The 23,791-nt window shown below is 41.5% G+C and carries 22 protein-coding genes; 1 reads left to right on the top strand and 21 read right to left on the bottom strand.

Annotation, left to right across the window (positions count from 1 at the left end):
• Window position 1 precedes the first annotated feature (1 nt).
• The 12 genes from ABD769_RS08365 to ABD769_RS08420 all read right to left on the bottom strand — a co-directional run bounded on the left by ABD769_RS08365 (window position 2) and on the right by ABD769_RS08420 (window position 12,943).
• Window positions 2–1,093, bottom strand: a complete 1,092-nt coding sequence (locus ABD769_RS08365) for an acyltransferase family protein (protein ID WP_344850963.1) — start codon at window positions 1,091–1,093, stop codon at window positions 2–4.
• Between the two features lie 3 nt (window positions 1,094–1,096).
• Complete coding sequence (locus ABD769_RS08370; RefSeq protein ID WP_344850964.1) at window positions 1,097–2,305, bottom strand: glycosyltransferase; 1,209 nt, start codon at window positions 2,303–2,305, stop codon at window positions 1,097–1,099.
• Window positions 2,306–2,328: 23 nt separating this feature from the next.
• Window positions 2,329–3,483, bottom strand: coding sequence for a glycosyltransferase (locus tag ABD769_RS08375; RefSeq protein WP_344850965.1), 1,155 nt, complete (start codon window positions 3,481–3,483; stop codon window positions 2,329–2,331).
• A 99-nt stretch (window positions 3,484–3,582) separates the two neighbouring features.
• The gene (locus ABD769_RS08380) at window positions 3,583–4,839 is read right to left on the bottom strand and encodes an O-antigen ligase family protein (RefSeq protein ID WP_344850966.1); all 1,257 of its coding nucleotides are present in this window, start codon (window positions 4,837–4,839) and stop codon (window positions 3,583–3,585) included.
• A gap of 33 nt (window positions 4,840–4,872) precedes the next feature.
• Window positions 4,873–7,011, bottom strand: coding sequence for an exopolysaccharide transport family protein (locus ABD769_RS08385; protein ID WP_344850967.1), 2,139 nt, complete (start codon window positions 7,009–7,011; stop codon window positions 4,873–4,875).
• Between the two features lie 7 nt (window positions 7,012–7,018).
• Window positions 7,019–7,699, bottom strand: coding sequence for a TolC family protein (locus ABD769_RS08390; RefSeq protein ID WP_344850968.1), 681 nt, complete (start codon window positions 7,697–7,699; stop codon window positions 7,019–7,021).
• A 33-nt stretch (window positions 7,700–7,732) separates the two neighbouring features.
• Window positions 7,733–8,806 (bottom strand): sugar transferase, encoded by a 1,074-nt coding sequence (locus ABD769_RS08395; RefSeq protein WP_344850969.1) that lies wholly within the window; start codon window positions 8,804–8,806, stop codon window positions 7,733–7,735.
• Window positions 8,806–9,210, bottom strand: coding sequence for a response regulator (locus ABD769_RS08400; protein ID WP_113946887.1), 405 nt, complete (start codon window positions 9,208–9,210; stop codon window positions 8,806–8,808). Before ABD769_RS08400 ends, ABD769_RS08395 begins: the two co-directional genes overlap by 1 nt.
• Window positions 9,211–9,419: 209 nt before the next feature.
• Window positions 9,420–9,962, bottom strand: coding sequence for a serine O-acetyltransferase (locus ABD769_RS08405; RefSeq protein WP_344850970.1), 543 nt, complete (start codon window positions 9,960–9,962; stop codon window positions 9,420–9,422).
• A 190-nt stretch (window positions 9,963–10,152) separates the two neighbouring features.
• Entirely contained in the window at window positions 10,153–11,745 is a 1,593-nt protein-coding gene (locus ABD769_RS08410) for a hypothetical protein (RefSeq protein ID WP_344850971.1), read from the bottom strand.
• A 108-nt stretch (window positions 11,746–11,853) separates the two neighbouring features.
• A complete protein-coding gene (locus tag ABD769_RS08415; protein ID WP_344850973.1) occupies window positions 11,854–12,045 on the bottom strand; it encodes a hypothetical protein in 192 nt (63 codons plus the stop codon).
• A gap of 262 nt (window positions 12,046–12,307) precedes the next feature.
• A complete protein-coding gene (locus ABD769_RS08420) occupies window positions 12,308–12,943 on the bottom strand; it encodes a response regulator (protein ID WP_344850974.1) in 636 nt (211 codons plus the stop codon).
• A 512-nt stretch (window positions 12,944–13,455) separates the two neighbouring features.
• Here ABD769_RS08420 and ABD769_RS08425 point away from each other — a divergent pair.
• The gene (locus ABD769_RS08425) at window positions 13,456–14,064 is read left to right on the top strand and encodes a sensor histidine kinase (RefSeq protein ID WP_344850975.1); all 609 of its coding nucleotides are present in this window, start codon (window positions 13,456–13,458) and stop codon (window positions 14,062–14,064) included.
• Window positions 14,065–14,354: 290 nt separating this feature from the next.
• Here the strand turns inward: ABD769_RS08425 and ABD769_RS08430 are convergent, their stop codons facing one another.
• The 9 genes from ABD769_RS08430 to ABD769_RS08470 all read right to left on the bottom strand — a co-directional run bounded on the left by ABD769_RS08430 (window position 14,355) and on the right by ABD769_RS08470 (window position 23,791).
• Entirely contained in the window at window positions 14,355–14,609 is a 255-nt protein-coding gene (locus tag ABD769_RS08430) for a hypothetical protein (protein WP_344850976.1), read from the bottom strand.
• Window positions 14,610–15,093: 484 nt separating this feature from the next.
• Complete coding sequence (locus ABD769_RS08435) at window positions 15,094–15,795, bottom strand: sulfite exporter TauE/SafE family protein (protein WP_344850977.1); 702 nt, start codon at window positions 15,793–15,795, stop codon at window positions 15,094–15,096.
• The gene (locus tag ABD769_RS08440; protein WP_344850979.1) at window positions 15,792–16,220 is read right to left on the bottom strand and encodes a FixH family protein; all 429 of its coding nucleotides are present in this window, start codon (window positions 16,218–16,220) and stop codon (window positions 15,792–15,794) included. Before ABD769_RS08440 ends, ABD769_RS08435 begins: the two co-directional genes overlap by 4 nt.
• Before the next feature lie 295 nt (window positions 16,221–16,515).
• Window positions 16,516–17,892 (bottom strand): cytochrome c oxidase accessory protein CcoG, encoded by a 1,377-nt coding sequence (gene ccoG / locus ABD769_RS08445; protein ID WP_344850981.1) that lies wholly within the window; start codon window positions 17,890–17,892, stop codon window positions 16,516–16,518.
• Entirely contained in the window at window positions 17,876–18,844 is a 969-nt protein-coding gene (locus ABD769_RS08450) for a cbb3-type cytochrome c oxidase N-terminal domain-containing protein (RefSeq protein WP_344850982.1), read from the bottom strand. Before ABD769_RS08450 ends, ccoG begins: the two co-directional genes overlap by 17 nt.
• Entirely contained in the window at window positions 18,831–19,013 is a 183-nt protein-coding gene (locus ABD769_RS08455; RefSeq protein ID WP_344850983.1) for a hypothetical protein, read from the bottom strand. The genes ABD769_RS08450 and ABD769_RS08455 overlap by 14 nt, the downstream gene beginning before the upstream one ends.
• Window positions 19,014–19,016: 3 nt before the next feature.
• A complete protein-coding gene (ccoN, locus tag ABD769_RS08460) occupies window positions 19,017–21,158 on the bottom strand; it encodes a cytochrome-c oxidase, cbb3-type subunit I (RefSeq protein WP_344850984.1) in 2,142 nt (713 codons plus the stop codon).
• A 72-nt stretch (window positions 21,159–21,230) separates the two neighbouring features.
• Entirely contained in the window at window positions 21,231–21,410 is a 180-nt protein-coding gene (ccoS, locus tag ABD769_RS08465) for a cbb3-type cytochrome oxidase assembly protein CcoS (protein ID WP_138820869.1), read from the bottom strand.
• Window positions 21,407–23,791, bottom strand: coding sequence for a heavy metal translocating P-type ATPase (locus tag ABD769_RS08470; protein ID WP_344850985.1), 2,385 nt, complete (start codon window positions 23,789–23,791; stop codon window positions 21,407–21,409). The genes ccoS and ABD769_RS08470 overlap by 4 nt, the downstream gene beginning before the upstream one ends.

A 23,791-nucleotide genomic window follows, 5' to 3' on the forward strand; every position in this document is an offset into this window, starting at 1 on the left:
ATTATGGCTTTTTCTGCAGCTGAAGTTTTTTCTGAAAGCGCATTTCGATGTTCCTGTAAGTCCAGCCAGCAATCAGATAAATTACGAGGTAATTAATGATAAACAAATAGCCGTATGCCGCGGGAGGAAATTTCAGGATCCTGATAAAAAGGACATTAAAAATACTGATAAACAGGGTGTGCACCATGTAAATGGAATAAGAATATTTCCCCATCTTCTCCAGTAAGACTGATTTGCTAAGCATAAGGGATAAATAACCTTTCTGGAAAGCAAAAATAAAGACAGAAACGAAGAAAACCGGTTCGAAAAGAATGCCCAGCTGACGGAATTCTTTTCCGTTAACCACCATAAAACCGACAATGATTACTGCAGATATTTCTAAAAAGGTAAACAAAACTGCAGACCATTTACTCAGGCGGTTATGGGAAAAATCGAAAAGGTAAAAACATAAAGTACCGCTAAAAAAGCCGATAATGCCTCTTAAGAAACCATAATTGTAAGTATAATCTAAACGTGCGCTACCGGTAAAGTTATAAATTAATGTGCCTGCCAGGGCTGCCAGTAAAAAATAAGCTATGGGTTTAAACCGGTCGAGTTTGAGATGGCTGAGTGAAAAACAACTAAGTGCGAAAACCACATAACTGATAAATTCTGCGCTAATAGACCAGCTCACCATGTTCCAGCTGATATCGCGTACGCCAGGGAAATCAATGGAGTTGAGCAGAAAAAAAGAAGTGATAAAAGTAAGTGTAGAATTATCAAGCGAATTATTGATCTGCACCCGGCCCGCCAGAAAATATTTAATTCCCTCTATCCCCAAAAACAACAATAACATTAAAAGATGCAAAGGGTAAAGCCTGATCAGCCTTTTGTAAAGGAAGCCTGAAATGTTTTTAACAGCGTTAATGGAGCGGTAGGAATAACAGATTACAAAGCCACTTAACACAAAGAAAAAATCGACAAAAAGATCTGCATTTTCGATAAAAGCATTATTGAGTATGGGTGTATCAGAAAAAGCGCTCATGTGGTAAAACACCACCAGGGCGGCAAAAATCCCCCTGAAAACATCGAGTACTACAAATCTGTGTTTCATCTCTCAGCAATTAGAGCGTTTAGTTTCCACTAATCCGGCCAGGGCATCGTATATTCCCTTTACCGATTTTTCCCAGCTGTGCGAGCGTGCGAAAGTTGCCCTCTGAAAAGCTTTTTCGGGAGTATTATGGTTAAGCAAGGTTTCAATCCCTTTAATATAACCGTTTATGCCTTTGGCCAGGTACACCTGCTCTTTAAAGGCTTCCATAGATGGCGTAGCAGTAGCAATGGTGGGTTTGCCCAATACCAGGTATTCATCAATTTTACGCGGATAGTTACCAATGGTGAGGTCGTTGATCAACTGGGGATTGAAGCACACATCAAATGCCTGAATGTGCATCGGGAGTTCATCAGTTGGCCTGGCACCTAAAAAGTGTACATTGTTAAGCTGATGCAATCCGCTGGCCATAAAATCGGCATCTTCTGGTCCTACCAGCACAATGTTCCAGTCGGGGCGCGCTTTGGCTATGCCTGCTATCAAAGCAATATCCAGCCTGGCCGAGGTGAGTACCCCCACATAACCAATAACCGGACCTGTAAAAGTATTTGGTTGTTTCTGCTCAGGCTGCTCCAGAAAATGGTCGAAAAGGCTAAAATCGCAGCCCTGCCCAATATAGCTGGAGTTGGGATTATAATGCCTGCAATAATCTGCCAGAAATTCAGAATTGGCTACACAGAGGTCATTTTTTGCAATCAATTGCGGTTCGAGGGCCAATCCGTGTTTTTTATAATAGGATGTGGCAATCAGGTTATCACGCGAGTAATAAACAGCAGCGAGGGGCTGCAACAGTTCGATGAGGTAAAAACTCCTGAACATGTCGCCATCGTTAAACAATACAGCATCGTTAAAGCCCAGGCTCTCGATTACAGGTTTTATGGCACGGTAAAATTTATGGTTATTAAACCGGTTAATGCTGGTAAAAATAAATCCGCGGGGCAACCAGTTTACCGATTCGATAAGGCAATCGGGATAGAGCGTAAAAAGGCCCGGACTGATTTCTTCGAGACCGCTTTGTTTGCCTTTAATAATGGCCAGGCGTTTCTGCACTTTTTTATCGGCCGCATGCCGCATTTTGCTGATGCGATCTAATGGCGGATTGATATAAAGCACACGGTTCTGTTTGGAAAATTCAAGTGCAATATTTTTACAGTTGCTCCCGATTTCTGTATCCCAGGGCTGCTGACCTACAATGATGATATTTCGATTTTTCAAATCTTTTTGATTAGCGTTTAGCATTATTTGATAACATGCCTGGTGGCTACCGAGCGTTTATTGGCCTGCCTGATGCGCATGAGAGAGCAGAGCTGTACGTAAATAAATGATGGGATGCCCACCAGGGCCTTGTAAATATTACGATCGGCTTTGCCATGCCTTAGTGCAATAAAAAAACTTAAACCAAAAGCCATAAAGGCTGCACACCATAGCCATGATAATGTGCTTCCTAAAAAAATATTGAGCAGCAAACACGACATTGAAAGCAAAATGAACAGAAAAAGTGGCGGACGTAACAGTATGACTCCAAAAAGCAGCTGGTTCCAACTGCAGTTGGCCAAACCACGGCCAATAACTGAAAAACCCAGGCTAAAATATTTAAACCAGGTATTGATCCAGCGTGAGCGCTGGTTAACCAACTGTACACGGTTTGCTGTTTTTTCGTCGTAAACTATTGCACGCGGTGCAAATGCAATGCGAAGATCCTGAGAAACGATTTTTGCCTGTAAAACTTTGTCAAACCCTGCACCCAGAAGGTCATGATCCCTGAAAGCATTAATATACAATTTGGTGCTAAAAGCCATCCCCGATCCGGCCAGTGTTGCCGAAGAGCCTAAGGCGAACATCACTTCGCCATCAAAAAAATGATAATATAAGTCTCTTGCCGCATCTAACGAGGCAATGGTGGTTTCCAGTCGTTTTGATTTACGCAAACCCTGAACGGCTTCAAAGCCATGATCAAAAAACACATTAAGTTCGTTTAAATATTGCCTGTCGACCAGGTTATCGCTATCGATAATGGTAAGGAGCTTGTGTTCACGTTTAAAATGAGCTATGGCATAAAGGTGCGAACGGGTGTTACTGGCCAATACTTTTTCGGGCCGGAGCAAAATTACCCGCTCATCATCAAAGTGCAGGCCGGAGATATCGCAGTTATCGCACACCAGATAGATCAGGTAATTGGAATAATCCATTTTCAGCAGTGAATCCACTACTGCGGGCAATAATTCTGTCTGTTCATAAGCCGTAACAATAATGGCATAATCGTGCTCAACGCTTTCTATTTTAAGGGATTTGCGTTTGCCAGTCAGCAGATATCCCCCATAGAGCAGCAATGGCAATATGAGGTTGTAACCGATCAGGAGCTGTATAACCAGCCAAACAACATTTAAAATCATATTTCAGGGCTTTTTGGAGAGGTAAATATTTTTGGCTTTAAACAGGCCTGTAATAAAGCAGATTATTCCCGGGATGATAAAATATTCGAACGGCATAACTTAAATTAAAATTTCTTTACCGGGTTTTAACTCCGGAGATCTGTAAATAAATACCCAGGAAAGATAGACCACAATTGAAGTCGGCATGAGGTTAATTACCTCATTACCATAACTACAAAACAGGATACCTGCACAACCTGCTGTAAGGGCAATTATTTTTACCTTTAGCACCCTGTCTGTTATTCGCCATGTAATACCGCAGCAGCTTCCCAAAATGTACATCATGATGCCAAACCAGATGGTAAGCCCTACAACACCGTACATCATCCAGATTTTTACAAAATAGCTATCGGGTTCAACTCTTGAGAGATACTTATCTCCGTTATAAAGTTTTCCATAATATCCGGTCACTCCGGGTCCGCCCCCAAATGGATAATCTTTCATGTAGAGTGCCAGGTTTCTTTGGTTGGCCAACCGCAAGTTTAACGACGGATCTTCAGGGTTCATTGCCGTGCGTAATCGGTAAATCTGGTAATTGCTATCGCCTATGGTGGTAAATTTAAGTATGCCAAGCAGGGCGATCACCAGAAAACCGCCAAATAAAAGCGCCCGGTAATTTTTACCAAGAATAATGGCCACAAAGCCACCTATAACAATTAAAAACAAAGCACCACGCGTACCCGAAATCAGCATACCATAAATGTTGATGGCCCCGCATAAAAAAAGTAAAACCCTTTTCCAGGTTTTGATGGTTGCGAGCGAAAGAATAATCGCCATTAAGCCTACGTGGGCCTGCGATGCACCAAACTGCCCGGCATCACTGTAAAAAGAAAAAACACGCAAACGGCCCCATAAAAGATGAGTGCTTGCATTATCAAGCAAAAATACCCGCTCATTGGCACTTGGACCAATATAAAGTTGTTTAATTCCGTTTAATGAGGCCAAAGTGGAACAGATTAATACCAGGATAAGAAAAATATCCAGATCGCGGTGCGTCCGGAAAATTAACAGGCCAAGCAACACCGCTATAAAGGGATAAATGGCGGTACTGCGGATTTCATTGATCCAGCCCAGTTTGTTGGACCCCGGATTAAAGCCTTCAAATAAACTTACGATCAGCCACAACAACAGCAGGTAAAAAAGGCTGATATTTATGGCATCCCATTCTTTTTTTGCCGTGGTAACAATTGTAGTAAGCAAAATGAGCACAAAAAACACATCGATCAACAAACCGTAAGGCAGCAAGCCGATTTCGCGTCCAAAAAGAAACAGGAAAAAGCAGTAGGCAACCAGAAAATAAAGTAAAATCCGCTTCATTAGTAAGGTAATCCGTATTGATGCACCCGTAAATTATTTAACATTGGTTACCTTATTAAATACCCAGCCCATAAAACCGGGTTGCTCCCTGATGTAACGGATTAAAGGCCTGTCGGCTTCGCCAATTTTACCGCCATACTCAAAAAGGGCAATGTTACGCTCAGTGAATAACAACCATTCTTTCGAAATATTAACTTCGCGTAAGCTGTTCACGTCGATAATTACGTAATCAAATTCTTTTTTAAGCACTTCAAAGCCATCTTTCAGGTTGCCCACATTCTGGATCTCCAGCAGCGAATTCCGCTCAACGCTTTTGTTCATCACCGTAATCAGATCTTCGGTATGAAATTCTTTTTTGATCAGGAATGACTGAAAGCTCAGGTTAGAGATCAGTCCTGTTTCATTTGATAGCGGCTGTTGTTGTTCATCAGCAATGAGCAGCACCTTTTTACCGGTTAATGCAAAGGCATAAGCGAGGCTATGGCTTAAAAAAGTTTTTCCTGCGCCACCTCCCAAACTGGTAATACCCAAAATTTTGCTGCCACTGCTTTCCATTTGCGAGGCAATTTCGAACCTCAGCGATCTGATCTGTTCTTTAAATACCAGGTATTTTCCATCTGCAGATTTATCGCCCCAGATATTTCTGGCGGTGCGTTCTTTACCAGCTATCTCGTTTATGTTTCCAATTACCGGACTTTCGGTAATGGCCTCAAGGGTTTGCTGGTTGCGTACGGCAGAATCTACCACCACCAGCAGCAGCACAAAACTAATGCAAAGCGCAAAAGTGCCTGTGCCGGCTCCTGCAATATACAGTGCCTTTTTTGTAGGTTTTGGATTGCCTGGCAACCCCAGTTGTTCAATTTCGAGGTTAAGGCCTAACTTCTGATCGGTTTTTGCAGCATTAAAACGATCAAGCGCCAGCATGTAATCTTTGGTGGCCAGTTCCGCATCGCGCTGATAGTTTTGTATATCGGCATCAAACGGAACCATACTGCTGTAGCGGGCCCGTAAAATACGCAACTGCCCGTCGAGCGTTCTGATACTGCTCCGGGCTTGTTGTAAAGATACTTCGAGACCAACTTTTTGCTGAACAAGATCCTGCTTTGATACACGTGTATCTACTATATTTTCATCCATATTCGCCGAGCTTTTATTACTGATCAGGCGGTTTAATGAATCAATTTTCTTTTGCATGGCAGGTTTAAATCCACCATCTATATAAAGGTTATTGGCAACCTGCAACTGCCTTTTAAGATCAACAATCTCGCGGTTGCTGGCCCTGCTGCTTCCATTAATATAACGATCGCTCCCGCCGAGTTTACTTTCAATGGTGGCAACACCGCCTGCATTAGACTGGATTACCCGCATGGCTTCGGCACGTTGCGCTTCGTACTGCGAAATCTGGTTGTAAACCGTTGCCGATTGTTCGTCGAGGTTAAGCACGCCTTTGGTCCGTTTAAAATTTGATAGCAGGTTATTTTTGGCATCCATTGCATTTTTTTTGCTCAGGAGCATCGAATCGAGAATTTTGGCCGAAGAGTTCTGATTGTTTGACACATCATTGCTGTAACTGCTGATGAACTCGGTAGAAAGCGTGTTTACCGTAAAGGCAGATAATGCAGGATTTCCGGAAGTAAAAATTACGGAGAGCAGATCGCTGTTGGCCGCATGCGAAACTTCGAGGTCATCTCTTAACTGTTCTTCGCCATAACCCATATCTTCGGCAATGGTAAATAGTTTGTAGCGGCCTTTATCATCATCAAGGGTTAACAGGGCATTACTGTTCAGTTTTTTTTCAAAAAGGGCTGTAATCTCTGCCAGTTCTGTACTACTTTTTGCCGATAATGATTCGGGCAAGCGTTTAAATGCACTTTTCTGATCGGTAAGATCATGAATTACCAGCCTGTAAGTAAGCAGGTTAATCATCCTTTTCATTGTAAATTTTTCTACCAGATTGGCAAACTGCTGGTTTACGGCAAAAAAATCTACCGTTTCATTGCTGATTACCTTTTTAGAAGGATCGAGCAAACCAGTTGAAATCTGTGCAACAGATTCGTATTTCCGGGGGATATTTTTTACCAGCAGGAAAGAAATGATTATCGCCAATACGGGCAATAAGATGATGAGCCATTTAAACCTGAAAATCCGATGTAAAAACAATTTAAAATCCATTACCATATTATTTTCCTGCCGGTATCTGCTGACCGATTATTTCTTCCAATAAATCTTTTGCTTTCAGGTAATTGCCCTCCGCCTCTACTTTTAATGTTTCTGCACTCGATTGTGTAACCCTCGATTGATTGAAAACCTCAAGGGAAACCTCACTCCGTTCAAATTTTCTTCTCAAACTTTCTGCAACTCCTTTACTGTCTGATGCACTTTGCGTGAGCACCTTTAAACGGCTTTTTTCCTGCAGGTAGTTATAATATCTTTTTTTAACTTCAAGCGTAAGCTGGGTATCAAAATCAAGCGCTTCCAGCTGGGCTACCTTGTAATTTGCTTTGGCTTTTTTTACCATAAATGGCTTTTGAAGCAGGGAACCTACATTAATATTGACGCCGAACTGAAATCCGTTTACATTGTATGGATTTACAGGATCCAAAACGGTGTTATTTTGGGGGCGGTAAAAGTAAGAGGCATTTAAAATATCCAGGTAAGAAACTTTAGCCATAGAAACATCGTTTTTCACTGCTTCGGAAGAAATGGTCTGGATTTTCCGTTTTACGTAATTCTGCCTGGCCAGCGCAACATATTGTTCAATATCTGCCTGGTTTACCTGGCCCAGAATGGATTCTTGCGCAGATACCGAACTGCCAACAAGCATAAATAATAAAAGGGTTATAACTGAAATGTTTTTCATATAATTTTTGTGTGATATTAACCGGGCAATCTGTTAAACTTCTTCTTTCTGGATTAGCGCGGGAATGGTTTTTAATATAATTTTGAAATCGAGGAAAATGGAATAATGGTTGGCATAGTAATTATCGAGCTCTTTGCGTTCGCTCTCCGACATTTCTTTGCGGCCTCTTCTGCTGATCTGCCAAAGGCCAGTTAAACCTGCGGGGCCGTTAAAACGCGAAGACCATTTATTGGTGGTAAGCTGTTCTGCCTCGTAAAGTGGAAGCGGCCTGTTGCCTACCAGCGACATATCGCCGATAAATACATTGATCAGTTGCGGAAGTTCATCGATACTGGTTTTACGCAATATTTTGCCCAAACGGGTAATCCTCGGATCGTTGTTGAATTTTACAAAAGCAGATTTTCCATTTTTATTCCCTTCGTTGGCATATTGGTTAAGCGAAGCCAGCTCACCGATCATTTTATCGGCATCCTGGCGCATCGACCTGAACTTATAGAAATCGAATATTTTATAACCCGCACCTACCCGTTTACTCTTGTAAATGATGGCACCTTTAGATTCGAGCCTGATCATGATTCCGATGAGGATAAACAGCGGCGTTAATAATAGCAGGGCTGTTCCTGAAGCAATAATATCAAATAAACGTTTACTTAAGGGTATTTTGTAACGTTCCTGCATCTGCACGGAAAGCTCCATAATATTCGGCTTAATTGCTTTAAACCTAATGAGGAAAGCAATCCTGGAAATAAAATCAGCATGTGGAAAAGGATAAACGTAATAATCGTTTGCCCTTAGCTTTAAGGCCTTTTTCCTCGATTCAGCATTTTCTGTCGTACCAATCAGCACAATAATAAGGTGCTTTAATATCGGATGATCTCTGATAAAAGAAACCTGGTTAAACCACTCGGGGTTTTCATCCACTTCGATCAGTACCAGATCGGGAAGGCTTAAAAAAGTTTGTTGCTGGATGTAAGATTGAAAGTCATCGATAAAAATAACTTCTTTGGTATGTTTATCCAGGCATTCAAAAATAGCATCCCTCAATAATTTACCAAAGTAAACCGACCTTACATTGGCAACAGCAGTATCATTATTATGGCCGTTCATTATGCAATTAACCTGCTAATCTGGTTTTTCAAAATTGCCGGATCGAAGGGTTTTTCCATGTAACTGTCAATCCTCACCGACATATTTTTTATTTTATCTTCCAGGTTTTCTTCTCCCGAAAGCAGCATTACCGGTGTATTGCGGTAAAAACCACTGCATTTCAGGCTCTGGATAAATACGCTTCCGTCAAAAAACGGCATCCTTAAGCTCGAAATTACCAGATCAGGATCATTGCCTTCTTCGAGCCAGCTCAGTGCATCAATTCCATTGGTTTTAATGGTAAGCTTGTATTCGGGTGCAAGGATAAAGTTCAGTAATTTGCCAAGGTCCAATCCCCCGTCTACCAGGAGTATATGTTTTTTAACATATTTTTTGACGTTGTTCTTTAAAATAAGATTTTTCATTAACGTTAATTATGATATGGTATTCGTCATCTTCTACACATACCGGTTACTGATATATTTTTAAGATGCTGTAAAGGTCTAATTTCGCCTGCCGCCCATCAATAGCCCAATAGGGCTAATCCCTTCTGGCCGGGTTTTAAAACAACAAAAGCAGTTTTTTTTGTACGGAGGCATTCGCCAAATTGCGGGGTATTAAATTGATATGTTAGCTATGTTCCTTCAACAGAGATGATGTATTTTTTCTTTAATACGGTGGCGGTGCTGCCCACCATTACGCAGTTGTCTTCTACATCTTTGGTAATTAACGAGCCGGCACCAATGGTTACATTGTTTCCGATATTTACATCGCCAAGTATTACCACGCTGATGCCAATATCTACGTTATCACCAATCCGGGGTGCGCGGCCATAACTGCCGTTTTCTTTCATTTTGGCGCTGATGTTGGTAAGCTGCCTGATGTTACAGTTTTTACCGATTACTGTATTGCTGCCGATTACTGTTCCGAAACCATACTGGATCCTTAAACCCTTGCCAATTACAGCGCTTGAGTTGATTCCGATATTCATCAGCCAGCCTAAAGCAAACTTGTAAAGCAACAGGTACCAGAAAAAAATAAACCGTAAAATTCTGTAGCGGTAAATTAACGAGGAGATTCGGTAAAGGAGCATGATAATCCTGGACTTAAAATTCCCTTTATTGTTCTTCCAGTCCTGAAACACATAAAGTGATTGTTCCCGGCCTTCAGAAACCATTATTATCCGTTTTTATATTCATATACATTAAGGCGCATGGAAAAAAAACCGGGCACGCAATATCGCGTACCGATCCTTAGCCTTAGCTTGTACAAAGCTATTGCATACCATCAGCGTCCCAAATAGCCCTTAAGTACCAATAAACAGGAGCAAATGCATGCCCTTGCCATAGTGGAAATTATGGTGTTTTTTATTTAGGTTGAATAAACACGGGAGTTTCTGTTACCAGAACCTGTAAAATGCCATTTTTAGTGGTTACGGTTTTACCGGCCATTTCATCTTTACCAATGGCAGGTGTATAAATAATAGCCTCTTTGCTCTGGCCAAGGTCAAGATCGTATGATTTTGTTCTACCAACCTGATCGGGTATGGTCAGTACAAAGGTTTTTTTTCCGTTGAGCATGTACACATCAACCAGCGGATCTTTACTAAGGGTAGATTGATAGTGGTACTCTCCCATTAACCGGTTTGTTTGGAGTACGTAATCGGCTGAGGGCCTTTTAGAGTAATCCGGATTAATAAAACCCGATGAGGTATATTGCGTCCAGCTGTTTACATCCACATTCTCCAGCATGTAAAATATACATTTCGATATGCCTGATCTGGCATATAGCAAAGCTGTGCGCAGGTTCCAGTCGGCCTGTGTTACCATAGCGCTTTTATCGCCTATTTTTAAGGCTCTTTGTGGAGTATGCTCGCCTACATCGAAACCGGTTTCAGTCACCCACACTGGGATCCCGCCGTTTACCGATTTTGAAAAATCCTTAAATAATGCTGCCACCTTGCCCAGTTCAGAAAGCTCGGGTGCCATGCCTGCTGTTGCGTTGCCATAATTCTGGAAACCATCGTTAGAATACTGGTGGTAATTAATTACATCAAAACACAGATCAATCTGTCCGTTTGCTTTCATTCCCCTGTTGATTTTGCACCATGCCACCATTCTGCGTACAAAATCAGGATTTGGATCAGCCAGGCCGCCCATTACCACAATCATATCCGGATCTGCTGTTTTTACCCCAATGCCTTTACCCAGGGTACCTTTATGGCCATCGTAAAAAGCCGAAAGGTTTGCGGCATATTCTTCAGGAGATTGCTGTGCCAAAGGGCCTTTCCACCATTTATCACGCTCATTATCGCACTCCATATAAGTAATAAGGCCTAAACCTGCTTTGGGTGAATTTGGTGGATCATCCCGCCAGCGCACCGTAGGATCGGCCAGTAACAAACTTTTATCAACCAGTTTGTTAGCACCATAGCGCGCCGCCAGCTGAAAGCCAACACGTGCCTGTTTAATATAAGTGGCAGGTAAAGCGCGGTCTAAACCATAGGGCGCAGGAACGTTTTCGGCATCCCTTTTGCCTAAAGGATAGGTTTCCAAAAGCCAGTCCGGACAGCCCTTTAAATCCAGCAATACGTATTTACCGGCTTCTTTCATTCTCCGGTAAATCTGGTCATAATCCCAATCGCCCCAGTGTGAAGGGCTATAGGTAAATAACCCCTCCTTATTCTCAATTCTTTGCCAATCGAGGTAGTGCCTGATGCCTGTAAAAGATTTTATCGTCTGAAATCTGGATTCTTCAATCTGGCCGTGGTTAACATCCGAAGTAAAATTCCATTCGAAGGCATTTACGCCAAGAAAATCTTTAAATGGTGCTTCACTTACTGAAGTGTTGACCACATTATTTTCGGGCCCGGTGATGATGGCCTTATGGCAGTTGGGAAAAATGAAAATGATACAAACAGCGGCAGCAAAAATTACTCTCGTAAAACGGCTTTTCTTCATGAGCAGGGGATTGGACTACAAGGTAGCAATTTTATATTCCCGCAGCCCATAAACTGCATTATGTGCATAACTTAAGCATTTAACAGGGCAATTTACCCGGCTAAACGCTTATACAGATTCGCATATGATAAAAATGGTCTGTTTACTATCCAGTAAAAATATAAATTCGGTAAACTCATCGCTGATGTTCTTCTTAATCATGGTAACCTTTCCGCTGGATTGGTACTCATCCATTACCTCATCACCAATCTTAATTTTTTCCAACCTGGAAATGGGAGTACTATACGCTAATTTAATCATATCGGGGAAACTTAAATCTTATTAATATCGCCAGCTAAACCAGTGCATCACAAAACACCCGGAACAGAACTAATCGTCCGGCAGTGTGTAAAGGGGGATGACAACAAGGGGACAACAGGTTGCCGGCATTAAAGTTTTACGCTTATTGATTATGATTGATTTGTATGTGTTTAAACATACCTGGATGCATGATGCAGAGAAATAAAAGATTTTTTATGCCCAGCCATTTAACATAACCCGGGGTAATGGTAATGCACGAAGATTAGTTATAACTGTAATCTTTAAATTTATTAAGCGCCTCGATCTTGTTTTGAACATGCAGCCGCTTGTAGATGTTTTTACAGTGGTTCTTAACGGTATTCGGGCTGATAAAAAGCATTTCAGAAATTTCCTTGTACAATAAACCCTTACTCAGTAACGACAGCACTTCGAGTTCGCGTTCGCTGAGGCCTAAATCGATTTTTGGCCGGGCGGGCTGTCCACCGCGAACCAGGTTAATCACTTTTCTGGCAATATACGGACTCATGGGCGCGCCACCGTTGTAAAGTTCTATCAGCGCTTCATGGATCTCTGCCGAAGTACAACCTTTAACAATATAGCCCGATGCGCCGGCCTGCAGTGCGCTAAAGATTTTTTCATCGTTCTGAAAACCGGTACACATCAGAAATAGCGTTTTATCAAGCCCTTCCCTGCTCTGCATTACCAGGTCGATCCCTGACATATTAGACAGTTTAATATCTACAATGGCAATATCCGGACTTTCGTTCGGCAACTTTTCCAATGCTTCTTCAGCAGAGGAATAAACCCCTTTAAGTTCGAAAGATTTGTTTTCGAGAATGGTACTGGCCAGACTGTTCCTGTAAAGGCTGTGATCTTCAACAATGGAAACTGATATCATAATAATGCGTTTTTTTAAGTAATATTGTCAGATGCCTGTTCCCATCATTTCAACATATATCTTTTAACCCGCCATACCGGATTTATGCCGCTGATGATCAGATGATTTTTTTTTGAAGGGGAGACGATCTTTTTATCCTGCTTAAGCCGGACATGACAAACCTATAAAAAAGAATTGTTTTAGCTATGCCCTTTGATATCACTCAGTTAACAAGATTAATTATGACGAAATGAATAGATCGGGCATACAGTTTATGCATATTTCAGTATTACACAACTATGATAACAAAGCATTAATAAGTAGTATTAACAATACAAAATGCCCTTTAACTGCTCACTTTCGAACTTTGATCCAAAACCCCTATAAAAAATATGCAGCTAAATTATTACCAAGAACCGTTTGGAATTCCACCTATTTTGTTGGGGATATTAATTTTATTTCTGTTGTTCTTTTTGATCAGATATTATAAAAGAGCAAAAAAGTTCAAAAAGAAATACAAAAATCAGGCAGTTTTGATCAGAACTGAGAGAGACAGGATTAGTGGTGAACTGCATGACGAAATCGGATCCGGCCTCACCGCCATAAAATTATATGCCGAACATGCAGCCCGGACGAGACCCGATATTCCTGAACTGGGCGAAATGGAAGAAATGGTGAATGAGACAGCGATAAAAATCAGGGAAATCATATGGAGTTCAAATACAGACAGCGATAACCTGGAAAGCCTGATCTATTTTATCGATGAACAGATCAGAAAACTTTTTGAACACACCGATATTATTTTTTCTTCCGAGCTTCCTGAACATATTCCCCTTATTGAACTGGAAAGCCAGAGCAGAAGGGATTGCTACCTGATTATCAAGGAAATCGGGCACAATATCCTTAAACATGCCAACGCCACTACAGCAAAACTTCTGATTGAGATAGAAAAAAATCAGCTGATACTTTCTTTAAAGGATAATGGTATTGGTTTTGATCCCGCAGTTCAGAAATCTTCAGGGGTAGGAATGGAAAATATCAGGGTAAGGGCAGAACGGCTAAGGGCTGGCCTGATTATCGAAAATTACAGGGGCACCAGGGTCAGGATTAATATTCCAATGAAACACAATATTGCACACTAGGCAACAGATTTACACGCTTGAGCAATACCTTTAAATATTATAAACACCGCCTTTTATCCAAAAGGCAGTGTAAAAAATCATCCCTGATCATATGAAGAATACAAATGTAAGTGCGTTGTGTACGGCAAAAAATAGCCCTTTTCAGCTATCTTACTATAATGATATGAAGTTCTCCGCTTGTGAACAGAATTTTATCTGGTCTCTCACTTTATAGGCGGTATTATATGGTATTGATTCAGGTTATCGTTTTTAAAAATATATACCGGGTGGGTATAATCCCCATGTCCAGATTATTTCCCCTGTAACTCGGAGATACCGGGTGCAATGCTCGAAGGGATAATGCTCCTGTTTACCACCCTTACCACATCCCAGAAATAGCTGCCATTTTGATCAAGACCACCCATGATGCGTACTTCGTAAGGTTTTCCCAGGTAGCTTGTAGAAACCTCAAGAAAGTCGTTTTCTATATCCAAGGGTTTTAGTGCAGGTTTAAAACGTTTTAATATTATTTTTTTGAAACTGTCGAATTCGGTATGATTAAGCATAGGTTGATGTAGCTTGATGATTTAAAGTTCTGATAGTTCCAACTTTTATGCCAGTTAGCCATTTACTCATAATTAGTTGACCAAAATAGTGTTTCAGGGGATTAACGGCAGCTTTCATAGAGTTAAAACCGAAATTTTATTTATTTTAAATGAAAAAGCCGCTTGATAAAAATACAGCATTTCATGATATAGTATCATTTAAACTACAGATTTCTGACTACCCGGATTTAGTTTACCGGCCATCTGTGTAAAGTTTAAGTAAAAAATTTACCAACAGATTTTAGTTCATTGCCTTTAAACAAAAGGATTATCAAATCATGTGGTAAAAATCTGAAAGTTACTTTGAAACCTTCCCAACATCGGCGGCAACAAATCATTAAAAATTGTTCAAACTGGTTAACTGTCATAGCCGAATCCATTATTACAAGATCAGGTAAGCAGTAGCGTAATCGATTCAGCACTATGAACTTAAAACGAAACCTTTCTACCTGCACTCTACCGAATGGCCATATCCACCCGTATTTTTAGGCGACAAAAACGGAATACCAAGACCGGCTGATCGCATAATAAGTAAAGCTCCCATGAAAAGCATCATCCAGGGGATAAGCTTGCTGGTATTAAAACGGATATATTTTTTCAGAAAAATCCCACCAAGCGAAATCATCAGCATTAAGGGCGTAGTACCCAGGCCGAAAAGAAACATAAAAGCCGCACCAGCCTGAATATTACCGGCATTTAATGCTGTTGCAAGGGCAAGGTAAACCATTCCGCAGGGAATAATGCCGTTAAGCATGCCCGCAAACAACCCCCATAATTTTAAGTTAAACACCTTCCCCATTAATTTACTCAGCGGGTTCATGGCCTTTAACTGGATGGTTGTAAACCGGTTTTTATAGTTTCTATTAAACTGTAATAATGTAAATAGAATCAAGAGGAAGCCAATAAGCATACTCAACGTTTTCTGATCGCTGAATAAGCGGATGCTGTTTCCTAAAATGCCCACCAGCATACCCAGCACAGTATATACCATCACCCTACCCAACTGATAGAACAATAGTTGCAGGGCACTTTGAAAAAAATCCGCTTTTCTGAATGGCATGCCAAGCATAATTGGTCCGCACATTACTGCACAGTGGAGGCTTCCGAACAGTCCCATTAAAAATGCCAGTGGCAAATAATCTGTCATAAGGTGATGTTATTTTTAAACAGATATGCTTTGCCCCCTGTATGCCACGAAAGGTTGATAAACCACATCCCCTTCGCCATTTTAGTTTTATCTACCAGGATAAGGTGCGAAGTACCTGCAGTAATCCCTTTCAGTTTAACATCATCGTCGCTGTTGGCAGGGCGCATCAGCACGAGTTCGTATTGCGCGCTGTCTTTTAATTGTATTACTACCTGCGTATTGGTGATGGTAATTTCAGGCTTCGCATTATCATTTAATACATTTTGTTTGGCATCGTATTCTGCATTATAATTGATTCCCTTTTCGTAATAATTTTCTTCAATTAAGGCATCCCTACCGTGCACATGGAACATGTAAATTACCATCCCCACAATAAATGCCATAAATGCAAGCATGCCCATTACTATTTTTGTTCCCCAGTTCATAGTTATAACTTTTTAATGATAGAATGAGTGAGTTACCAATGAGTGAATGAGTGCGTTACCAATGAGTAAATGACTGAGTTTTGAATGAGAGAATTATTAATGAGTGAGTTTTAAATGAGAGAATGTTTAAGGCAAATCGCAGATTCAATCATTAATATTTTAATCATTTCATAATTATTTCACTCTACCATTCATTTTAAAATTCTCTCAATCTATCATTTCTTCATTCACTAATTCAATCATTATTTCAATCTATCATTCTCTAATTCAATCATTCTCTCACTCCATCACTCTATTATTCACTTTCCGGTTGTGCGAAAAAACTTGTGCTTGCCGTACTCAAAATCTCGCCATTGGCAACAACTTCGAACACTGCATCTGTTTTATATTTTTTAACCGAATTATTTTTCCTGACCAAAAAGAACGTGAGGTGCACGGTACCTTCTTTTGGTAAAACACTGGCATGCTGAATAAAATCGATCTGATCATTACTATCCTGCGACCTGAAAGTAAATTTTACCGCTTTATTGGTTTTATTTACCAGCTCTGCATTGTACAGGTTAGTCGTTTTATCAGTCCCTCTGCTTTGGTATAAAGTACCGCTGGCCCTTAAAACGGTGGTCTGGATGTTTTCTCTTTTATAAATAAGCGAAGAGAAAACCATTAATACCACGAATAAAACCGCAGCATAACCGTAAGATTTTAAACCAATTTTATATGGTTTACGCTCTGCAATAAAATCCTGGTTAAAGAAACCGATCAGGTTTTTGGGTTTGCCTGTTTTAAGCATCACTTCGTTGCAAGAATCGATGCAGGCGGTACAATTTACACATTCAAGCTGTGTTCCCTGGCGGATATCGATACCTGTAGGGCAAACCTGTACGCAAAGTCCGCAATCAATACAATCGCCTGTTTTTTGGACTGATGCATTTCGCTGTAAGCGGCCACGGGGTTCGCCCCTGGTAAAATCGTAAGCTACCACCAGGCTCTGGTTATCGAGCAGCACGCCCTGAAGCCTTCCGTACGGACAGATTACAGTACACACCACCTCGCGCGCATAAGCAAAAACACCATAAAATATAAGCGTGAACAGCCAGATGGAGATAAAACCAGAAACATGACCTGCAATAGGTTCGGTGATGATTTTCAGCAGTGCATCTGAGCCGATTATATAAGCCAGAAAGGTGTTGGCGATGGCAAAAGAGATGAGCAGGAAAATAAAATGCTTGCTTCCTTTTTTCCATATCTTTTCGGTGTTCCAGGGCCCCTCATCCAGTTTCTTTTGCTTATTGGCGTCGCCCTCTATCCAGTATTCTATCCTGCGGAACACCATTTCCATAAATATAGTCTGCGGACAGGCCCATCCGCACCACAACCTGCCCAATACCACTGTAAAACAAACAATAAAGATGATGAAGATGAGCATGGCGAGTGCGAAGAGGTAAAAATCCTGCGGAGTGAAAATTAACCCAAAGAAAACAAATTTTCTTTCGATGAAATTCAGCAGCACCAATTGCTCGCCGTTAAGTTTTAGAAACGGACAAGAGAACAGTAATAACAGCAGTACGTAACTTACCCATTTCCGGTAATTGTACAATCTACCCGACGGTTTTTTAGGGTAAATGAAATTTCTGCCCCTGCCCTTACTTTCCGGTTTATTTTTTGGTAACATCGGCTTGGTTTACACTATCTTTCGCAACTTTCATCTCGTTGTCTTTTAAGTCTTTCTCTTCGTATTTTTCACCCTGAGGGGATTTGGCACCGGCAGGATTGCGGCCTTTTAACGACAGGATGAAATTTGCCACTGCACTGATCTGTTTAGGATTCAGGTTTTTCTCCCAACTGATCATCCCCTTTTCCGGTACACCATATTTAATCGTTTTAAACACATTGTTGATGCCTCCGCCATGCAACCAGTAATCGTCAGTTAAGTTTGGGCCAATCACACCCTGGCCTTTATCGCCATGGCAAACCACACAGTTGGTGTTAAAAATAGTTTTTCCATCTGCCAGTACCATTGGTGTATTATCAAACTTCACAGAGTTTTCGTCTATCGTATTGGCCGATTTTTCGAGATATGCAGCTTTTTCTACCTGGGCTTTGGCCATTTCATTTTCGTATTCTTTATCCTGCAGATCGCCATAACCACCAATGTGGTAGTAAAAAAGATAACCTGCAGCGAAAATCATCGTACCGAAAAACAAGAAGTTGAACCAGGCCGGCACCGGGTTGTTCAATTCTTTAATGCCATCATAAGCATGATCGATAACCAGGTTCTTTTCCTCTTCAATGGGCTTTAAACCCAATAATTTTGCCCAGACAGAAGGTTTTACGGGTTTCTGTTTTAACCAGCTATCGTAATCGAGAACCTCCTCTTTTACAGGTTTACTGTATGGAGTCGGGTTCAACTGTTCCTGATACATAACCTTAAAGGCATTAAGCAATGTTACCGAAACAAAAAGCAGTACCAGTGCAAAAAGCAGAAGCAGGATAATGAGTATTTCAGATTGGCTGAGTCCTAATCCGGGCTGAGAAGGTGCTATGGCTTCTGCTGTTTTTTCTTCAGCAGCATAAGTTGCCACGGATAAAAACAGTGATAATAACAATAGTTTAATCTTCTTCATATTGATTGGTTTTATTGTCTTGAAAAGGGATTTCGCTCATGGTTTTGATATGGCCTTTGCTTAATTTGAAGAGGTAAACCCCAACAATTACAAAAAACACCATGAACATAAGCAGAGAGGTTACGAGGTATATTTCGCCACCAGCTAAATTTTTGATCTGATTAAACATATTTTATTGATTTGAAGGAATCGTTTCTTTATTGGCTTTGATATCGGTACCCAATCGTTGCAGGTAAGCGATAATCGCCACAATTTCGCGGTCGCTTTTAACTTTAATGTTGTTCTGTTTCAGGTCCAGCGCAATTTTTTCGGCCTGTGCTTTTAAATCCTCATTGGCATGTTTGTCATAACCTTCGGGATAGGGAACGCCAAGGGTTTGCATGGCCCTGATTTTACTTGCTGTGGTGGTGATATCGAGTTGTTGTTCGATAAGCCAGGCATATGGCGGCATAATACTTCCCGGCGACATAGACGTAGGATCAACCAGGTGGTTGTAATGCCAGGCATCAGAATATTTTCCACCTACGCGGTGAAGATCAGGACCGGTACGTTTGCTGCCCCATAAAAACGGATGATCGTAAACAAATTCTCCGGCTTTGCTGTATTCGCCATAACGTTCGGTTTCTGAGCGGAAAGGCCGTACGGTTTGCGAATGGCAGTTTACACAACCTTCTCTGATGTACAGGTCCCTGCCCTGCAACTCGAGCGCGGTATATGGTTTTACACTTGCAATGGTGGGCACGTTAGATTGAATGGTAAAAGTCGGCATCATTTCTACCATCCCTCCAATAAGGATAATGATCAGCGAAAGCACCATAAATTTCATCGGTTTACGCTCCAATACCCTGTGCCAGGCCTTATCGTCTGGGCTACTGTCGACTACAATTTTGCTTAAAGGCATAGCTTCGGCAGCTTCATTGGCTACAAGTTTAGCCCCAAGCATGGTTTTGGCCAGGTTATATGTCATTGCAATTACCCCGGTTAAATAGAGTGCACCTCCAATTGAACGCAGCACATGCATCGGGATAATCTGCAACGTGGTTGCCAGGAAATTAGGGTACTTCAATAAACCTTCAGGGGTAAATTCTTTCCACATCAAACCTTGCGTAAAACCTGCCCAATACATAGGGATGGCATAAAAAAGGATTCCCAGTGTACCGATCCAAAAGTGGAAACCTGCCAGTTTTTTAGAGTAGAGTTCGGTTTTATAAATACGCGGGATTAACCAGTACAATACTCCGAAGGTTAAAAAGCCATTCCAGCCTAAAGCGCCAACGTGTACATGGGCTACAATCCAATCAGTAAAATGTGCTACCCCGTTAATCTGTTTTAACGATAATAAAGGACCTTCAAAAGTGGCCATACCATAAGCGGTAAGGGCAACCACCATAAATTTAAGGGTAACATCTTCCCTTACTTTATCCCAGGCACCACGGAGGGTTAATAAACCGTTAATCATACCGCCCCAGCTTGGCGCGATGAGCATGATGGAAAAAGCAACGCCTAATGATTGTGCCCAACCGGGTAATGAAGTGTATAATAAGTGATGGGGACCAGCCCAGATGTAAATAAAAATGAGCGACCAGAAGTGCAGGATACTCAGTTTATAAGAGTAAACAGGCCGGCCGGCCATTTTTGGAAGGAAGTAATACATCATGCCCAGGTAAGGCGTAGTAAGGAAAAATGCCACGGCATTGTGCCCGTACCACCATTGCACCAAAGCATCCTGAACGCCTGCATACACATAGTAGCTTTTCATAAAAGAAATGGGAAGCTCAAAAGAGTTTACAATGTGCAATACTGCAATGGTAACAAAAGTAGCAATGTAAAACCAGATGGCCACGTAGAGGTGACGCTCTCTTCTTTTAATAATGGCACCAAACATATTGATGCCGAAAACCACCCAGATGATGGTAATGGCAATATCGATTGGCCATTCAAGCTCAGCATATTCGTGTGAGGTGGTAAAACCCAGCGGAAGGGTAATTACAGCCGATAAAATGATGAGCTGCCAGCCCCAGAAGTGGATCTTGCTCAGCACATCACTAAACATTCTGGACTTTAGTAAACGCTGAAGCGAATAATAAACACCCATAAAAATGGCGTTCCCGACAAAGGCGAAAATTACGGCATTGGTGTGCAAAGGCCTGATCCTTCCAAAAGTGGTGTACTGGCTGCCCATATTCATTGCAGGTTTAAAGAGCTGCATGGCAACAAGCAGACCAACGGTCATCCCTATAATTCCCCAAACCAGGGTGGCAATGCCAAAGTTTCTGACAATCCTGTTATCGTAAGTAAATTTTTCTAGCTGCATAATAGAAGCGGAATTTTGTATGTTTTGTACACCAAAGGTATCCTGCTGCCCGGAGATAAAGGATGATGGTGGTTAGCTGGAAAAGTGATCTTCTTCACTTTTTTCGGCAATCACCTCATCGTCGAATAATACGCGGATACCAGGGGTATGCACATCATCATTCTGCCCGGTTTTATAAGCCCAGAAGAAGGCACCCAGAAAAATAAGCGCCATTAAAACGCTGCAGCCAACTAAAAAGTAGAGGATGTTCATATCAGGTTATTTTTACGGGCAAACCAACGGGTTGCCAGGGTGGTAAATAAAATAATGGTCACAGTGCTAACAGGCATCAATACCGCGGCCACCAATGGGTAAAGTGTGCCCTGTACGGCGAAGTAGATGCCAATGCAGTTATAGGCAATGGCAATAGCAAAGCTTATCTTAATCACTTTAAGCCCGTCTTTACTAAGCTGGATAAAATGCGGCAGGAGGTTTAATCCGCCGCCCTGCAGAATGGCATCGCAGCCTGGGGTAAAATTATTGATGTTATCGGTTATAGCGATGCCAAAATTGCTTTGTTTTAAGGCTCCGGCATCATTTAAACCGTCACCCAGCATCATTACTTTATTCTCGTTTTCCTGGAGGTTTAAAACAGCATCCAGTTTTTGATGCGGCCGCTGCCCGAACCTGATGGTGGTATTTTCAGGAAAAATGGTGGTAAGCATAGACCGGTCTTTATCGGTATCGCCTGATAAAACCTGCAGGTTAAATTTTGAGAGTTTCGAGATCAGCTGTGCCAATCCTGGCCGCCATTGCTGTTTGATGTCAAAGCAACCTTTATAAATATGATCAATCACAATATGCACACCGGTTTCGCCAGCCGGTTTTACGGTTAGAGGCAACATGGATAAATGCCCCGCATAAATAGTATGATGGTTAATCTGCGCTGATAAACCTCTACCCACCACCTCTTTATAACCGTTAAGTGAATAAAATCTTTCAACATTTAAAGCTTTCAAAATATGCCGGCTTAAGGGATGGGTAGAGTTGCGCAAAAGCGAAGCCACAACCCGTTTTTCCTCGTTTGTCAGGGATCCGCTAAAAGCGATTTCAGCATTTTCATTACTGGTCAAGGTGCCCGTTTTATCAAAAATCAGGGTATCACATTTGGCGAGTTCTTCAACGGCATCTGTATTTTTCACATAAAATCCTTTTTTATCAAAAACAGATAAGATGGCCGATAAAGTGAAAGGCGTGCTTAAAGCCAGTACACATGGACAGGCCACAATAATGACCGCGGTAAATGCCGACCAGGCCTTATGGCTATCGTTTTGAAACAACCAGTAAGCTGTAGCCGAAAATGCGATCAGAAAAACTCCAAGGCTGAAATATTTTGCCACAGCATCGTTAAAATTCTGCTTTTCGATGTTGTTTTTATAATGTTCATTGTTCCAGAGTCCGGTAAGGTAGCTCTGCGAAACCGGCTTGATTACTTCAAGTTCTATGGCTTCGGTGGTTTGCCTCCCTCCTGCGTAAATGATTTCGCCCAATACTTTATGTATCGGCTCCGATTCACCCGTAACAAAACTCATATCTACCCAGGCATCGCCTTTCATTAAAATGGCATCTGCAGGCACTAATTCACCATTTCTGATCCACAACCTGTCGCCTGTTTTTACATCGCTGATGGATACAGGTTTTTCTTTGCCGTTTTGTAAGGTGGTAACGGCAATCGGGAAATAAGACCGGTAATCGCGGTCGAAAGAAATGTGGTGATAAGTTCTTTGTTTGAGCCATTTACCCATTAAAAGCAGAAACACCAAACCGGTTAAGGTATCGGCAAAACCTGGTCCGGTGGTAAAAATGACTTCGAAAGCGGTACGCAAAAATAAAACGGTAATAATTAGCGCCAATGGGGTATCTAAGTTGATGTGTTTGTGTTTAATGCTGGTAATGGCAGAGGTAAAATAATCGCAGCCGCAATAAAAAGCAGCAGGAATGGAAAATGTAAGGTTCAGCCAGCCAAACAGCGACTGAAATTGCTTTTCAAAACCTGATAATCCAAAGTATTCGGGAAAACTAAAGAGCATAACATTGCCCGTTAAAAAGCCGGCGACCGCAATTTTCAGCACTAAAGCTTTATCAACCGAAGAACTGTGTTCCTTTACCACATCCTGCAAACTGATCAGGGGTTCGTAACCGATCTGGTTTAAGGTTTCTACGAGCTGCCTCAAAGAGATTTCGTCATGATTGAAGCTTATGGTCACTTGTTTTTTAAGGAAATCGATCCGAGAGCTGAAGATAGCGGGATTGATTTTATAAAGGTGCTCTAACAACCAGATACAGGAGCTGCAGTGGATGGCGGGAATGTAAAATGTAATGATGCACGAACTTTCATGTTTATAATCGAGCAGCTGATCAATAATTTTAGGCTCATCGAGGTAGGCTAAATGGCTTTCATTTTTTAACTGCCGGCCCGGATTATTGTTGTACACATAATAATTGCAAAGGTTGTTTTCGGAAAGGATTTTGAAAACAGCCATACAGCCTGCACAGCAAAAATCTTTATCTTCTGTTTGATATTTTACCTTGGGCAGATCTTCCCCACAGTGGTAGCAAATGGCTTTGGTTGTGGTTTTATTTTGATCTTCCAT

This window comes from Pedobacter jeongneungensis, assembly GCF_039538295.1.
GTDB lineage: Bacteria > Bacteroidota > Bacteroidia > Sphingobacteriales > Sphingobacteriaceae > Pedobacter > Pedobacter jeongneungensis.

Bases quoted from the DNA above. Each gene is read 5' to 3' on its own strand.
- ABD769_RS08455 (WP_344850983.1), bottom strand. From the start codon at position 19,013: ATGTTTAATCAGATCAAAAATTTAGCTGGTGGCGAAATATACCTCGTA.
- ABD769_RS08385 (WP_344850967.1), bottom strand. From the start codon at position 7,011: ATGGATTTTAAATTGTTTTTACATCGGATTTTCAGGTTTAAATGGCTC.
- ABD769_RS08380 (WP_344850966.1), bottom strand. From the start codon at position 4,839: ATGAAGCGGATTTTACTTTATTTTCTGGTTGCCTACTGCTTTTTCCTG.
- ABD769_RS08400 (WP_113946887.1), bottom strand. From the start codon at position 9,210: ATGAAAAATCTTATTTTAAAGAACAACGTCAAAAAATATGTTAAAAAA.
- ABD769_RS08435 (WP_344850977.1), bottom strand. From the start codon at position 15,795: ATGACAGATTATTTGCCACTGGCATTTTTAATGGGACTGTTCGGAAGC.
- ABD769_RS08390 (WP_344850968.1), bottom strand. From the start codon at position 7,699: ATGAAAAACATTTCAGTTATAACCCTTTTATTATTTATGCTTGTTGGC.
- ABD769_RS08415 (WP_344850973.1), bottom strand. From the start codon at position 12,045: ATGATTAAATTAGCGTATAGTACTCCCATTTCCAGGTTGGAAAAAATT.
- ABD769_RS08375 (WP_344850965.1), bottom strand. From the start codon at position 3,483: ATGATTTTAAATGTTGTTTGGCTGGTTATACAGCTCCTGATCGGTTAC.
- ABD769_RS08470 (WP_344850985.1), bottom strand. From the start codon at position 23,791: ATGGAAGATCAAAATAAAACCACAACCAAAGCCATTTGCTACCACTGT.
- ABD769_RS08420 (WP_344850974.1), bottom strand. From the start codon at position 12,943: ATGATATCAGTTTCCATTGTTGAAGATCACAGCCTTTACAGGAACAGT.
- ABD769_RS08450 (WP_344850982.1), bottom strand. From the start codon at position 18,844: ATGAAGAAGATTAAACTATTGTTATTATCACTGTTTTTATCCGTGGCA.
- ABD769_RS08430 (WP_344850976.1), bottom strand. From the start codon at position 14,609: ATGCTTAATCATACCGAATTCGACAGTTTCAAAAAAATAATATTAAAA.
- ABD769_RS08405 (WP_344850970.1), bottom strand. From the start codon at position 9,962: ATGGTTTCTGAAGGCCGGGAACAATCACTTTATGTGTTTCAGGACTGG.
- ccoN (WP_344850984.1), bottom strand. From the start codon at position 21,158: ATGCAGCTAGAAAAATTTACTTACGATAACAGGATTGTCAGAAACTTT.
- ABD769_RS08365 (WP_344850963.1), bottom strand. From the start codon at position 1,093: ATGAAACACAGATTTGTAGTACTCGATGTTTTCAGGGGGATTTTTGCC.
- ccoG (WP_344850981.1), bottom strand. From the start codon at position 17,892: ATGTTACCAAAAAATAAACCGGAAAGTAAGGGCAGGGGCAGAAATTTC.
- ABD769_RS08440 (WP_344850979.1), bottom strand. From the start codon at position 16,220: ATGAACTGGGGAACAAAAATAGTAATGGGCATGCTTGCATTTATGGCA.
- ccoS (WP_138820869.1), bottom strand. From the start codon at position 21,410: ATGAACATCCTCTACTTTTTAGTTGGCTGCAGCGTTTTAATGGCGCTT.
- ABD769_RS08395 (WP_344850969.1), bottom strand. From the start codon at position 8,806: ATGAACGGCCATAATAATGATACTGCTGTTGCCAATGTAAGGTCGGTT.
- ABD769_RS08410 (WP_344850971.1), bottom strand. From the start codon at position 11,745: ATGAAGAAAAGCCGTTTTACGAGAGTAATTTTTGCTGCCGCTGTTTGT.